Below are 13,337 nucleotides of genomic sequence, written 5' to 3' on the forward strand. Positions count from 1 at the left end.
TCAAGAATCACCGAGCGGACGGCGCCCCCCCCCTGGCCGGATCAATCACGGCTGCCGCCGCATCCCCACCCACTCGTCCGCCGCGCCGTCCCGCGTGAACACGATCCGGTCGTGCAGCCGCGACGGACGCCCCTGCCAGAACTCGATCTCGCGCGGCTCGACCCGATACCCGCCCCAGTGCGGCGGCCTGGGCACGACCGCGTCGTCGGCGAAGCGCGCCGACACCTCGGCCATCTGCTCCTCGAGCTCTGCACGCGATGCCACGGGCTGCGACTGGTGGCTCGCCCAGGCCGACAGCTGCGATCCGCGCGGACGTGACGCGAAGTACGCGTCGTCGCGCTCGGGCGGCAGCGGTGTGGCCGTGCCGAGAACGATCACCTGACGCTGCAGCGCGTACCAGGGGAACAGGATCGACACCGCCGGATTCCCCGTCAGCGCCTGCCCCTTCCGCGAGTCCCGGTTGGTGAAGAACCAGAGCGCGCCGTCGTCGTCGACCCCGCGCAGCAGCACGGTGCGCGAGGTGGGCCGCCCTTCGCCGTCGACCGTCGACACGACCATCGCGTTCGGTTCCGGCAGGTCCGCGGCATCCGTCAACCACTGCTGCAGCAGCGCGCGGGGCGAAGCCGACAGGGCATCGTCGTCGAGCTCGGCGAGCGTGTAGTCGAGGCGGTGGGCGAGCGGGTTCTCGGTCATCGCGGTCCTCCGGTGGGTGGCTGGGCCACCAGCGTAGGGCGGTGAGCGCGCGGAGGGGCGGGGCTGGCATCCGGACCATTCGCGCACACTCCGCACCCGCTCGCGCCGTCCGACCCGCCCTGGTCGTGGATCCCGGATGCCACTGTGCGAGCCATATCGCATGAAGCGCGCCGCGAAGATCACCCTCGCCGTCTCGGCGGTCGCTGTTGCGGGCGTCTGCGTGCTCGCGATCTGGGGCTTCCCCCGATCCGAGGCGCCGCCCCTCATCGATCAGGCGGCGGCCCCGCTCTCCGCAGCGCCGACCCCCACCGCGACCCCGCCGATCACCGAGCTCCCCGCCTGGGCGCAGGAGTCCCGCCCGTGGATTATCTACCCCGAGGGCTTCCGCTGCCAGGGCACCGAGGGGTGTCCGAACAGCTTCCGCTCGGCCTTCGGCGAACCGGGCGACGTGCTGCCGGACGGCGTGGAGTACTACGACCCCGCGAAGCACGACTATGACCCCACTGACCGGACGAACAGGTTCATCGTGATGCCGGCCCCCGCAGACGGCGTGGACCTCGGCCGTCGGACCGGCGCGGAGGGAAACCCGTTCGTCTCCGGTGCCGACACCAGCCGCGTGTCGGCGTACATGGTGTGGTCCGGCGACTCGCTCGGCGCCATCGGCGAGCGCTTCACGGTCCATCCCGCCCAGCTGACGAAGAACGGCGAGCCGGTCATCCCCGGCGAGACGCAGATCGACCTGGGCGATCTTCTCGTCTTCCCGTGAACCCGCGCATCCCGGAATAGACCCACGCCCACGACCGTTGCGACCTCTCGGCCTATAAACGAACGAGAGGACCCCCTTCGTGAGCCTTTTCAGCCCCACCACCGTCGGCAGTGTCGGCGTCCGCAACCGTGTGTCGCTCGCCCCGATGACGCGCCTGCGCTCCGGCGCCGACGGCGTTCCCGGACCCATCGTCGCGAAGTACTACGAGCAGCGCGCCGGCATCGGACTCCTCGTCACCGAGGGCGTGTTCCCGAGTGCGGAGTCGAAGGCCTACCCCGGCCAGCCCGGAATCGTGACCGACGAGCAGGCCGCCGGATGGGCGAAGGTCGCGGATGCCGTTCACGCCGAGCGCGGCGTCGTCTTCATGCAGCTGATGAACGGTGGACGCGTCACCCACACCGACATCACCGGAACCGACCGCATCGTCGCTCCCTCCGCGATCGCGATCGAGGGCGACACGCGCCTGGCCGACGGCACGAAGGTCGCGTACCCCGTGCCGCACGCGCTCGAGACCGAGGAGCTCGCCACCGTCCGCGACGAGTTCGTCGCCGCCGCACGCAGGGCGGTGGATGCCGGCCTCGACGGCGTCGAGCTGCACTCCGCCAACGGATACCTCCTCCACGAGTTCCTCTCCCCCGCCTCCAACCAGCGCACCGACGGCTACGGCGGATCCCCCGAGGCCCGCGCCCGCTTCGTCATCGAGGTCGCCCGCGCCGTCGTCGCCGAGGTCGGGGCCGATCGCGTCGGCATCCGCATCTCGCCCGCCCACAACATCCAGGACGTCTGGGAGAAGGACGAAGCCGAGACCCGCGCCACCTACGAGGCGCTCGTGTCGGGCCTCGCTCCCCTGGGCCTTGCGTACCTGAGCGTGCTGCACGCCGACCCCGCGAGCGACCTGATCCAGGACCTCCGTCGCACCTTCGGCGGCACGTTCATCGTCAACTCCGGCTTCTCGCGCATGACCACGCGCGACGAGGCCGTCACCGCCGTCGACGAGAACATCGCCGACCTGGTCGCCGTCGGTCGCCCCGCGATCGCGAACCCCGACCTCGTCACCCGCTGGCAGAAGGGCGCCGACGAGAACGAGGTCGACCAGGCCTCTGTCTACGGCGGCGGCGAGACCGGATACACCGACTACCCGTTCCTCCAGGACTGAGTTCCGGATGCCAGGGCCTCGCGCGACCAGTTCGCGCGGGGCCCTTTCCTTTGCGACGGGCCGGTAGCGCTGCACGATCGCGCCCGAGCGGAAGGCACGCTGCTCGACCAGCTCGAGGTGGATCTGATCCCGGATGCCATCGAACTCGGGAAGCATGCCTCCCCAGCACACTCAGTGAACTACTTGCGTCGGCGGCCCGCGGCTGATTGATCTATGTGGACGTCCGAATAGTCCTTTAGCGCATACGCAGCGTCTAATCCCATTTCCAGGATCTCCTGAGTAATCTCGACGTGCATCGATTCCATACGCTGCCGGAGCGTGCGCAAGTGCCGCCGGCACAGCTGTCGAAACCCTTCAGCAGAGTGCCGATCCATCCGACTCAGCGCGTTGTGAACGTGACCAATTCCGGCTATTGCAGGCTTTGAGAAGGACGAGGCTGTCAAAAACGCAACGACATCGACGCTCTCAAATCCATTGACTGAATGCGCAAGGTACTTGTTTCGAACGTCGAGCACATATTCGTGCATCCTTTCCTCATCTGGGGACGCATCCTTGAGTTCGGGCTTAGCGGTGTGGCGGACACCATTCGCGAAGGCACGAGCGTAAAAAATCACGGCGGTCATCCACATCGCATCGAGGGGCGACGAGTATCGCTCGTCACCTTCGATGTCACCCGCAAGATAGTGGTCGAGATACGCCTCCGCGAGCTCAAAATCTCGGGCCAGGCTCGCGAGATCTCGCAGTTGTTTCGCGGACTCCGTTGTCACAACCACCGCTCGCTCGCCCGGTCGCGCGTACGGGCCGCTCCGTCTCCCTCGCGCGGTCCCTTCCGACGTTTCGCTGCTCACTCGCCAAAAGTAGCGCGATCGGCGGAAAGTAGATCGTGCTTCAGCCCCCGGCACACCGACGACCTGTTTCTCCCGCACCAAACGGCTCGCTCGCCCGTGGAGCTCTCCTAGACGACGAGCCGGTAGCGCTGCACCACCACGCCCGAACGGAACACGCACTGCTCGACAAGCTGAAGGTGGATCTGATCCTGGATGCCATCTAGCAGCCGCGGTCCGCGCCCTGCGACGACCGGATGCACCACGAAGGTGTACTCGTCGATGAGACCATGCGCCGCGAGCGTCGCGGGGAGCTTCACGCCACCCATCGCGATGCCTCGGCCCGAGTGCTCCTTGAGTCGTCGGACGGCGTCGACGAGGTCACCCCGGATGAGTTCGGCGTTCCAGTCGACGGCGTCGAGGGTCCCGGATGCCACGACCTTCCGCATCGGATCCATCACCTCCGAGAACGCGACCTCACTGTCGTCCATCCAGTCGGGCCAATCCCCCGACTCCGGCCGGCGCCACGCGGCTTCCATCAGCTCGTAGGTGACGCGGCCGTAAAGCAGGGTGTCGGAGCGGCGGAGTTCGTCGGTCCAGAACGCCATGGACTCGGCGTCGGGCGGGAGGCCCGCTTCGTGGTGGCAGCAGCCGTCGAGGGTGGTGTTGATCGCGTAGCGGAGGGGCTGGGTCATGCTCATTCACCCTTTCAGTAACCCTCAGGATCCCGCATGCACTCACCATTGCGAACTACCAATCGGAAGTCCGCTCTACCGGCAACGTTGATGGCGCACGTGGCCGAGGATGCGGCACAGTGAATGCATGAGTTCCCCCGGCGAATCCGCATCATCGGCCGTTCCAATCTGGCCTGCACTTGTCATCCCTGTGCTGCAGGCACTGAAGGACGGCGATGTCCTTCACCGAAAAGACATCGCGGATCGAGCTGCGGAGCTCGCGTCCGTTAGGCCGGAGGCACGGTCGGAAACGCTGCTTTCCGGGGGGAAAAGATACGAGCAACGCTTCGGCTGGGCTCTCAGCAATCTCACCAAGGCCTCCTGGGTCGACAGGGCTTCGCGCGGCCACTATCGGATAAACGAGAGGGGTCTCGCTGCCCTGGCCGAACATAACGGGGGCTTCACCTACGCGCAGGCGCGCGAAACCTTTGCGCCCTTCTGGCCTGATTCATCCGCCGGGAACTCGGGCAGCAAAGACGACCTCGGAGCCAGCGCACTGGAGCAGGAAGTTGAGGTCATCGACCCGATCGAACAGATCGAGGACGGTATCCGCCGCATAGATGCAGAGGTAGGGGGAGAGCTCCTAGACCGACTTCGTGAAAGCCACCCCGACTTCTTCGAACAAGCAGTCGTCAACCTGCTGCTAGCGATGGGATACGGCGGAGTGGAGCAACGCGGGCGGCGCATCGGGGGCACCGGCGACGAAGGAATCGACGGCATTATCGACCAGGACGCTCTCGGCCTCGACCAGGTCTATGTACAGGCCAAGCGATACAAAGCGGGCAACAACATTGGAAGGGAAACAATTCAAGCGTTCGTTGGGGCGTTACATGGCTTCGGCGCGAGCCGCGGGGTCTTTCTTACGACATCGGCGTTCACGTCGGGTGCCACCACCTACGCGAACAATGTCCCCTCGCGCGTCGTACTCATCGACGGCGACCGACTTGTGAGCTTGATGATCAAGTACCGCGTCGGGGTTCAGGTTCGAGAAACCTATGCCGCCGTGGAGATCGACGCCGACTTCTTCGACTGACACGAGACCTCCGGAGCACAAGGACAGTCGCGCGCGACCCTCCGAGCGTCGAAGGGTCGGCCCTGCATAGCGAAGTACAGCTCCTCGCCATGCCGCAGCGAAGCCCTCCGCCTGCGCCGCGAACGCTTCCGCCGCCTTCCCGGGGCGACCGCCTCCACCGCGCCCTCAAACCGCTCGTACGACGCCGCGAGCGAAAGCCGCGAACATGAACCAAGTACAAGCTAGGTCAGTCGCTCACCGCGTCTCGGAGTGCGCCTCCTGCGACGACGCCACGCCTCGCCCGAACGCCTGCCCCTGCAGAATCGCACCCAGGTCCACGCCCGTCGCCGACTTCACGCTGTCGAACGTCGCAGCCAGACCCGCAGCCTGCTCGCGAGCGATGTGCGTGCCCGCGGTATCGCCACCGACGAGGGTGACGTTGCCGACGTTCTGGTACCCCTTGGCGAACTCCGCCATCAGCGCAGGCAACTGCCCGATAAGTTCGCGACCCAGGATGGCCTCCTGGTTCTCGCGAAGCGCCTCCGCCTCGGCCTGGATGGCCGCGGCACTCGCCTCACCTTTCGCGCGGATGGCCTCTGCCTCAGCGTTGGCCTGGGCGCGCAGCGCCTCCGCCTCGGCGCTGGACTTCGCGCGGAGTGCCTCGGCTTCCGCCTCAGCACGCGCGCGCACGGCGGCGGCTTCCGCCGCGGCCGACGCCTGCCGGGCCTCGGCCTGCCGCTGCACTGCGTAAGCCTCGGCGTCCGATTCCTGCTGCGCGACCTGGCGGTCAGTCTCGGCCTTCTTCTGGCGCCCGTACGCCTCCGCGTCCGCTTCTGTCTGCTTGCGGTACTTCTCCGCGTCTGCGACGCGCTTGACGTCGGCGTCGAGCTCGGCCTGACGGTTCTCAGCACGCTGCACGAGCACGGCCTGTTCACGCTCCGCGCGAGCGAGGTTTTCGGCCTGCTCCGCCTCGGCGTTGGCGCGGCCGACCTCCGACTTCGATGCCGCAGTGTTCTTATCGAACGCGGTCTGCTCGATGAGGTTCGCTTCCTCCGTAGACAGCTGACGCGCCTTGACCTCGCGCGCCGCTTCGATGCGAGCGACCTCGGCCTCGCGCTTGACGCGCTCGACCTCCTGCGCTCCTAGAGCCTCGATGTAGCCGTTGCGGTCGGTGACGCCCTGAATGGCGAACGAGTCGAGAACGAGACCCTGGGCGAGCAGGTCGCCCTTGATGCCCTCCGCGATCTCGTCACCCAGCTTCTGCCGGTCCTGCATGACCTCTTCGACGTTCAGCTTCGCGACGACACCACGCAGGGCACCCTCGAGCTGCTCGGTGGTGAAGACGTCGATTGCCTGGTCCTGCGAGGCGAAGCGCTCGGCGGCGGCGCGCACTTGGTCGGGCAATGATGCAATCTTCACGAGCGCGACGCCGGCCAGGTGAATGGTCACGCCGTTCTTCGTCTGTGCGACGGGCTCCATCTTGATCTGCCGCGAACGAAGCGAGATGCGATCCGAACGCTGCGTCAGCTTGTTCACGAATGCACCGCCGCCGGTGATGACCGTCATGTTCGACGTCAGGCCGTCTTCCCCGCGCTGCTTCTTACCGACGATGACGATCGCCTCATCCGCCTGCGGCACCTGATACCAGGCGCGGAAGATGAAGAATCCGATCAACAGAATCAGTAGCACCGCCCCCACAGCCAGCGCTATACCGATAATCCAAAACAGGTCACTATTCACGACAGGCCCCCCGGGCTCCGAATTGACGGATTCTGTGCCCACGCTACCGGTGGGAATCTGTAGAGCTCCGCTGGACACCACTCACTCGGCCGTCAGGGTAACACTGCCTCGTTGATAATCCCGAACGGTACGTGCACGCTTGGAACCTCATCCGCAGCGACCTCCAGATGCTTGAGTTGGTCGTCGAAGAAAATGTGGGGCCTGAGAATACGGAGAACTTTCGCTTTCTCGATACCGCCGAGGAAGAATGCGTCGTTGACCCGGACTCCCCACGACTGGAGTGTTCGAATCACACGCTCGTGCGACGGGGCATTTCTAGCGGTGACGATCGCCACGTGAACGCGCCGATTGTACGCGGCATCCACAGCGGACCGTCGCTCTTCAATGTCCTGGATACGATTTACGCCTCGCAAGAATTCCGACAGCTTGCCTTCGGGCAACGGTTCCTCGAGGTGCTCAGTCTCGTGCGCGTGGAACGCTGGCAGTCCGTCAGACTGCATGACGCGTTCGGACGAGTCATCCGCCAGCACGCCGTCGAAGTCGAAAGCAATACGCAAGTCGGAGCCATTCGGATCCGCGGCCGGGGAGCCGACCACCTGGCCTGCAGCGAACCCCATCTCCAGGGCGACCCGCACGTCGCGTTCATTCTGGGACAGAAAGAGCGACATGTTCAGCGCACCCATGTACGCATAGGGCGACCGCCCCTGCATGAAGATTGCCCTCGAGATGCCCAGCCCATGGTGCGCGATAGATCTCATGACTCGTAGACCCGTTTCCGGGTCATTCCGCGACAGCACAATCACCTCAACTAAAGGCGTACCGTCTTCAGACAGGTCGTTGAGCGAAAGAAGGCGTTGGATGAATGCGAAGGCTACGCCCGGTTCAAGCGGATCAGCGATGTGCTCCTCTTGATACTCGCGATAACGACCCTCGCCGTCCTTCTTGAAAACCGCGTCCGCGGCCGTGAGATCGAAGAGTGCGCTCGAAGCGACCCCTACAACCAGCATCTTCTCAAGGTCATACCCTGCCACGCTTATCCCCCATATCTCTTCAACACGGTCGCCGCAAGAAGAATCGGTTGAGCTACTAACCAGACCGTCCGGTCGGCCAACTGCTTCCGATGGGAAGGGCAGCTGCGGTTCGCCCGTACACGTTGCGCATAATCGAGTAAGGCACGATCCCAGAGCCGAGTCAGTAGGCCTCGGGAGCGTTCCGCTCCTGGCGCTCATCCGCGTACCGCGACGCCATCGACTCCATCTGATCCATAACCAGCTTGATCGCCTCCGGCTGCTTGTCCGGCGGGTACTTGTACTTCACCAGCAGCCGCTTGATCGACGAGCGCAGCTTGGCCCGAACGTCGTCGCGCACCGTCCAATCCGTCCGCACGTCCCGTCGCATCACTGCGACCAATTCGCGCGCGATCTGCGCGAGCACATCCTCGCCCTGAACATCGACGGCGGACTCGTTTGTCGAGACGGCGTCGTAGAACGCGAGCTCGTCGCTCGACAGCGGCGGCGTGAAGTTCTCTCCTCGAGCGGCTTCAGCCGCGACGTCTTTGGCCATCGCAATAAGTTCGGCGATCACCTCAGCGGCGGTCAGCTGCTGGTTCGTGTACCGGTTCATGATCTCGGCTATGCGCTCCGAGAAGGCGCGCTGACGGACGAGGTTGCCACGCGTCGCGCTCGCTCCGGCATCTACCAACGAGGCGCGTAGCGCCTCTATGGCGAGATGGGGATTCGGGGCCGCCTGCGCCCGAGCGAGGAACTCCGGCCCGAGGTTGTCGAGCGACAGTCGGGGCAAGCCCGCGGCGTCGTAGATGTTGAGCACCTCACCGGGGGCGATCGCCTCGGCGACCAGCCCGCTGAGCAGCCGCGAGATCTCCTCCGGGATCGGTTCGTCGCGTGCCTGCCGGTCCCTTGCGTCGAACTTCGCCATCCAGACCCGCACTTCTTCGTAGAAGGCGATCTCTTGGTGGAGCTCGGCGAGTCCTTCGTGACCGGATGCCAGAGCCCACGCTCGCGCCAGCTGACCCGTCGCGCTGCGGTAACGGACCGAAAGCCGCTCATTCTCGAGGTCAGGAGCGTTCAGGGGGTTCGCGGAGTCGCGCAGGTAATTCGTCGTCGTCGTGGCGGCGGTCCGCCATGCACGAGGACCGCCGTTCGCCACAATCGCACGCCAGTCGCAGCCGACGAGCATTTCCTGAATATGTGCCACCAGTTCGGTCGCGATCGTCACGGCCTCTTCGATGCCGCGACCGATGGGCCGATTCTCCTGATCGGAGCTGGTGTACTCCGCGAGGGCATTCGCGAGGTTCTCGGCGAGCGGCGCGTACGCCACCAAGAGGCCATCCTCCTTGCCACGGAACGTCCGATTCACGCGTGCGAGGGTCTGCATCAGCAGGGCGCCCTTCAGCGGACGGTCGAGGTAGAGGGTGTGCAGCGGGGGCGCGTCGAAACCCGTGAGCATCATGTCCTTGACGATTACCAGCTCGAGTTCGTCGTCAGCATCCTTCAGACGGGCCTTGATGGCCTTGTTCTCGGACTCGCGCCGCACGTGGTCGCTTACCGGAGGCTGGTCGGTCGCCGAACCCGAGTACACGACCTTGATGCGCCCGGAGTCAAGGGCGGACGAGTGCCAGTCCGGGCGCAGCGCGACGATCGCCGAGTAGAGGCGGGCGCAGATCTCGCGCGTACCGCCGACGATCATCGCCTTTCCCGGCGACTCGATGAAAGGCTTCATCCGTTGACGGCGCTCTTCCCAGTGCTGCACGATGTCGGCCGCGAGGGTGTCGATCCGCTCGGGCGCGCCATACACGGCGTTGACGACCGCGACGGATGCCTCGAGCCGGGCGCGTTCGGTGTCGTCCAGGCCGACCGTGTATTCGTCCGCGGCCCGGTCGATGTCATCCTGGCTGGCACCTTCGGCGAAAGCAACTTTCACCAGTCGGGGCTCGAAGTAGACGGGGACGGTCGCGCCGTCGTCAACGGCGCGGGACAGGTCGTAGATGTCGATGTAGTCGCCGAACACCGCTCGGGTGTCGCGCTCGGAGGAGGAGATCGGCGTTCCCGTGAACGCGATGAGCGTCGCGTGCGGAAGGGCGTCGCGCAGGTGGCGGGCGTAGCCGTCGAGGTCGTCGTAGTGACTGCGGTGGGCCTCGTCGACGACCACGATGACGTTGCGGCGATCCGTCAGGAGCGGGTGCGCGGTACCCGAGACCTTCTCGGCTTCGGTGAGTCCGAACTTCTGCAGCGTCGTGAAGTAGATGCCGCCCGTGTTGCGGTTGCGCAGTTCGTCGCGTAGCTGAGCGCGCTCGCGCACCTGAATGGGCTTCTCGGCGAGCAGCAGGCTCTGATCGAACGTTTGGAAGAGCTGGCCGTCGAGCTCGGTGCGGTCGGTGACGACAATGACGGTGGGATTGCGGAGCTTCCAGTGCCGCGACACCAGGTTGGCGTAGAGCTCCATTTCCATCGACTTGCCCGAGCCCTGCGTGTGCCAGACGACGCCAGCCTTGCCGTTCGTCTCGACCGCCTGCACCGTCCGGCCCACGGCCTTGGTCACGGCGAAGTACTGGTGCGGCTTGGCAATGCGCTTGGCCAAGCCGTCGGCGTTCTCATCGAAAGCCGTGAAGTTCCGGACGAGCTGCAGAAACCGCTCCTGGTTGAACAGTCCGTCGAGTGCGTCGTCGATCGGCTCGACGGAGGCGCCGTTCTCGATCCGCGGTTGGGACAACGGGTTGCCGTCGTCATCGACGTTCCACGGCGCGAAGTGGTTCAGCGGGGTGAAGGGGGTGCCGTACTTGGCATCCAGTCCGTCGCTGGCGAGCGTGAGCACGCAAAAGCGGAAGGCCATCGGGAACTCGCGCAGGTACGTCCGCAGCTGGTCGTGCGCGTCCGCGACTCCGGCGGACTCGGCGCCCGCGCGCTTGAGCTCGATGATGCTCAGCGGCATCCCGTTGACGTACAGCACGATGTCGAAACGGCGATGTGCGTCGCCCTGCCGCACGGTGACCTGGTTGACCGCGAGCCAGTCGTTGTCCGACGGCTCGGAGCCCAGCAGACGGAGGCGTGGGTTCTGCTCGCGACCATCCGTGTCGATGTAGCTGAGCGGGTATCCGCCCACCAGGTACTGGTGGATTCGGTAGTTCTCCGTCAGCGCGTCCTGCGATTTCGGGGACGCGATCTCGGCGACCGCCTGACGGAGGTATTCGGCCGGGATGCCAGGATTCAAGCGTTGCAGCGCGTCCAGCAGGCGCGGGCGGATGAGGGGGTCGTCCCACGTGTCGCGCTCGCCGCTTCCGGGCGCGATCAATTCCCCGCGCATCGGCCGCCAGCCCAGCGGCTCGGAGAGCCGCTCGATGGCGTCCTGCTCCCAGGTGGATTCGGCGAGGAGTTTCATTGCTCGGGACCTTCCTCCGTGTGTGATCCGGGCGCGTCCGCGTGGTCCCCGGAGCGCTGCAGGCGGTGCGCGATTCTCTCGGCGAGACGGCCGGTGGATTGCCGAGCGTTCTCGATCGTGTCGCCGCTGAAACGCCCGAGCGTCTCGAGACCTCCCTTGCCCGCATCGAGGACGTCGTCGCGGACATCGGCGACAGCCGCAGACCACCGCCGCGCTTCCAGAGCCGTCTGCTGATTGCTGAGGCCCAGAGTGGCGTGGAGGTCGGTCACGTCGGAGGCGACGGTGTTGCGTGCGCCGACGACGACCTTGGTCGACTTCGGGTTGAGCAGCACCTTCGCGTTGGCTCGTATCGCGGCCGCATCCATCCGGGCGACGAGATGAGCGGTCGTCGATCCGATGAGGTCTCGTCTGCGCTGACGCGCTGTCTGGAGTGCAGTCCGGTGACGATCGAGCTCCTCTGCGGACGAGTCCAACACCCTGTCGAGCTCCAGGACGCTCATCCCCTCCTGAAGCTGGAAACACCGCGCGAGGACGGCGAGCCATTCGCCGACCTCGGTCTGCGCCGCCTTGGAGAGATCGGCCAGTTCGCCGATCTTCGCTTCGCGTTCGAGCTTGTCCGCCAGACTCTGGAGCTGACGGAGGGCATACGCCTGGGTCCGCGCGACCGTGGCGGCCGACCCCTGGATCTTCGACCACGTGACCTCGGACACACGCCCGACCTCGGCGCGGACGACCATCGCCTCATCGAGCATCATCTCGACGCCGATCATGTCGGCGAGGACCGCGTCCTTCTGAGAGCGAAGAACATCGTCGACCTTGGCGTCGATCTTCGCCAGGTAGTCGGTAATCTCCTCCATCTGCTTCTGCATCGCGTATTGCGCCATCAGTCCGCCGACGCCGGCGAGCACAGCTGGGTTGGTGAGCATCGCGCCGGGCTTGGCGACGAACTGCAGATTCTTCGTGAACTGTCCGTTCGCGCCGCGGGTGGTGGCCTGGATGAATGCCCCGCCGGAGCGCTGTACGAACGTTGCACCGTGGGCCGCGCGAGCGGACTCTTCAGTGAGTTTCATCCAGCGCCCCGCATTCGCGGAGACCCCGGACGCGACCTGCAGTGCGCTTCCCGCGCCCGCTGCCAGCCGGTCGAAGTCCAGGGGGATGGAGGTCACACCCGCCGACAGTGTGAACTCCGCGACGGCCGCGGGCGCGCCCAGGACGACCAGACCCTCCCCATCGGTGATCAGCTCGATGTCTTCACCGGCGGCCCCAGGGAGCATCTCACCTGATGGGCTGGAGGTGTCTTCAGCAGTGGATTCGGCGTCCGAGGTCATGGTGTGTCGCTTCCGTGGGATGGGTGGGTCAGCCGGCGAACTCGAACGTGAGTTCCGCGTCGGGGTCGATGCTGCGGGCGAGTTTGGTGAAGTGGAACTCGGCCTGGTTCCGGAGCGCTTCGGCGTTGTTCTCGAGGTACTTCGTCTTCAGGTCGTCATCGACGATTCCGTTGAGCTGCTCCGACTCCGTCTTCTGCTCGGTGAACGCGCTGAGGACCCCGTCATCGCCGATGACGCGCTCGATCTTCCGGTCGGCCTCGCCGATCCAGATGAACGGCGGGACCTTCACAACGAACTCATGGTCGCCCGTGCCGTCGATGGTCACGGCATCGACGCCGAGCTCCGCTTTCAGGCTGTACTGCACGAGCCGGACCTTCTGCACGAGCGGAAAATTCCGCAGTACGGCCGGGGGTATTCCCTCGGCGTCGGATACACCTCCGACGCCGAGCGTGAGGAGCACCGTCTGCTCCTCCTTCGTGATGAAGGTGACGACCTGCTCGTTGCGGACGACGCTCTGCGATCCGAGCGCGGAAGCCAGCCACGGCGGGGTCAGCAATCCCGCAGCGACGCCGACCGCCAGGACGCCGAGCACGAGCACGACGACGCCGAAAGTGGCCAGGTGAGACCACAACGGCACCGGGCGACGAAGGAACCTCACGACGCCCCCTCGACGGTGAGCTGCGGAAGCA

11 protein-coding genes are annotated in these 13,337 nt (G+C 65.7%); 3 read left to right on the forward strand and 8 right to left on the reverse strand.

Going from position 1 to position 13,337, the window contains the following annotated elements:
* Window positions 1-45 precede the first annotated feature (45 nt).
* Entirely contained in the window at window positions 46-693 is a 648-nt protein-coding gene (gene pdxH, locus LPW41_RS01070) for a pyridoxamine 5'-phosphate oxidase (protein ID WP_230703889.1), read from the reverse strand.
* A gap of 160 nt (window positions 694-853) precedes the next feature.
* Here pdxH and LPW41_RS01075 point away from each other — a divergent pair, with 160 nt between their 5' ends.
* Window positions 854-1,459, forward strand: a complete 606-nt coding sequence (locus LPW41_RS01075) for a hypothetical protein (RefSeq protein WP_230703890.1) — start codon at window positions 854-856, stop codon at window positions 1,457-1,459.
* Window positions 1,460-1,538: 79 nt separating this feature from the next.
* Window positions 1,539-2,615 carry an alkene reductase gene (locus LPW41_RS01080; protein WP_230703891.1) on the forward strand — a complete coding sequence of 359 codons (1,077 nt, stop codon included), beginning with the start codon at window positions 1,539-1,541 and terminating at the stop codon, window positions 2,613-2,615.
* A 179-nt stretch (window positions 2,616-2,794) separates the two neighbouring features.
* On the opposite strand, the gene LPW41_RS01085 is transcribed toward LPW41_RS01080, so the two are convergent.
* On the reverse strand, window positions 2,795-3,382 hold the full coding sequence (locus LPW41_RS01085) for a hypothetical protein (RefSeq protein WP_230703892.1): 588 nt from the start codon (window positions 3,380-3,382) through the stop codon (window positions 2,795-2,797).
* Window positions 3,383-3,570: 188 nt separating this feature from the next.
* The gene (locus LPW41_RS01090; protein ID WP_230703893.1) at window positions 3,571-4,134 is read right to left on the reverse strand and encodes a dihydrofolate reductase family protein; all 564 of its coding nucleotides are present in this window, start codon (window positions 4,132-4,134) and stop codon (window positions 3,571-3,573) included.
* Window positions 4,135-4,261: 127 nt separating this feature from the next.
* Here LPW41_RS01090 and LPW41_RS01095 point away from each other — a divergent pair, with 127 nt between their 5' ends.
* Window positions 4,262-5,206, forward strand: coding sequence for a restriction endonuclease (locus tag LPW41_RS01095; protein WP_230703894.1), 945 nt, complete (start codon window positions 4,262-4,264; stop codon window positions 5,204-5,206).
* A 234-nt stretch (window positions 5,207-5,440) separates the two neighbouring features.
* On the opposite strand, the gene LPW41_RS01100 is transcribed toward LPW41_RS01095, so the two are convergent.
* From LPW41_RS01100 to LPW41_RS01120, 5 genes are all read right to left on the reverse strand, one after another.
* Window positions 5,441-6,859, reverse strand: a complete 1,419-nt coding sequence (locus tag LPW41_RS01100) for an SPFH domain-containing protein (RefSeq protein ID WP_230703895.1) — start codon at window positions 6,857-6,859, stop codon at window positions 5,441-5,443.
* A gap of 158 nt (window positions 6,860-7,017) precedes the next feature.
* A complete protein-coding gene (locus tag LPW41_RS01105; protein ID WP_230703896.1) occupies window positions 7,018-7,956 on the reverse strand; it encodes a 5'-nucleotidase in 939 nt (312 codons plus the stop codon).
* Between the two features lie 160 nt (window positions 7,957-8,116).
* Window positions 8,117-11,320: a type I restriction endonuclease subunit R gene (locus LPW41_RS01110; RefSeq protein WP_230704506.1), complete on the reverse strand. Its 3,204-nt coding sequence runs from the start codon at window positions 11,318-11,320 to the stop codon at window positions 8,117-8,119.
* The gene (locus tag LPW41_RS01115; protein ID WP_230703897.1) at window positions 11,317-12,648 is read right to left on the reverse strand and encodes a hypothetical protein; all 1,332 of its coding nucleotides are present in this window, start codon (window positions 12,646-12,648) and stop codon (window positions 11,317-11,319) included. The genes LPW41_RS01110 and LPW41_RS01115 overlap by 4 nt, the downstream gene beginning before the upstream one ends.
* Window positions 12,649-12,676: 28 nt before the next feature.
* The gene (locus tag LPW41_RS01120; protein WP_230703898.1) at window positions 12,677-13,306 is read right to left on the reverse strand and encodes a hypothetical protein; all 630 of its coding nucleotides are present in this window, start codon (window positions 13,304-13,306) and stop codon (window positions 12,677-12,679) included.
* Between the last annotated feature and the right edge of the window lie 31 nt (window positions 13,307-13,337).

Origin of the sequence: Microbacterium sp. JC 701, from assembly GCF_021026215.1 — a bacterium.
Classification (GTDB): domain Bacteria; phylum Actinomycetota; class Actinomycetes; order Actinomycetales; family Microbacteriaceae; genus Microbacterium; species Microbacterium algihabitans.

What these genes read in the sequence shown, in the direction of transcription:
- pdxH (WP_230703889.1), bottom strand. Translation starts at nt 693, where the DNA reads ATGACCGAGAACCCGCTCGCCCACCGCCTCGACTACACGCTCGCCGAG.
- LPW41_RS01075 (WP_230703890.1), top strand. Translation starts at nt 854, where the DNA reads ATGAAGCGCGCCGCGAAGATCACCCTCGCCGTCTCGGCGGTCGCTGTT.
- LPW41_RS01090 (WP_230703893.1), bottom strand. Translation starts at nt 4,134, where the DNA reads ATGACCCAGCCCCTCCGCTACGCGATCAACACCACCCTCGACGGCTGC.
- LPW41_RS01095 (WP_230703894.1), top strand. Translation starts at nt 4,262, where the DNA reads ATGAGTTCCCCCGGCGAATCCGCATCATCGGCCGTTCCAATCTGGCCT.
- LPW41_RS01110 (WP_230704506.1), bottom strand. Translation starts at nt 11,320, where the DNA reads ATGAAACTCCTCGCCGAATCCACCTGGGAGCAGGACGCCATCGAGCGG.
- LPW41_RS01115 (WP_230703897.1), bottom strand. Translation starts at nt 12,648, where the DNA reads ATGACCTCGGACGCCGAATCCACTGCTGAAGACACCTCCAGCCCATCA.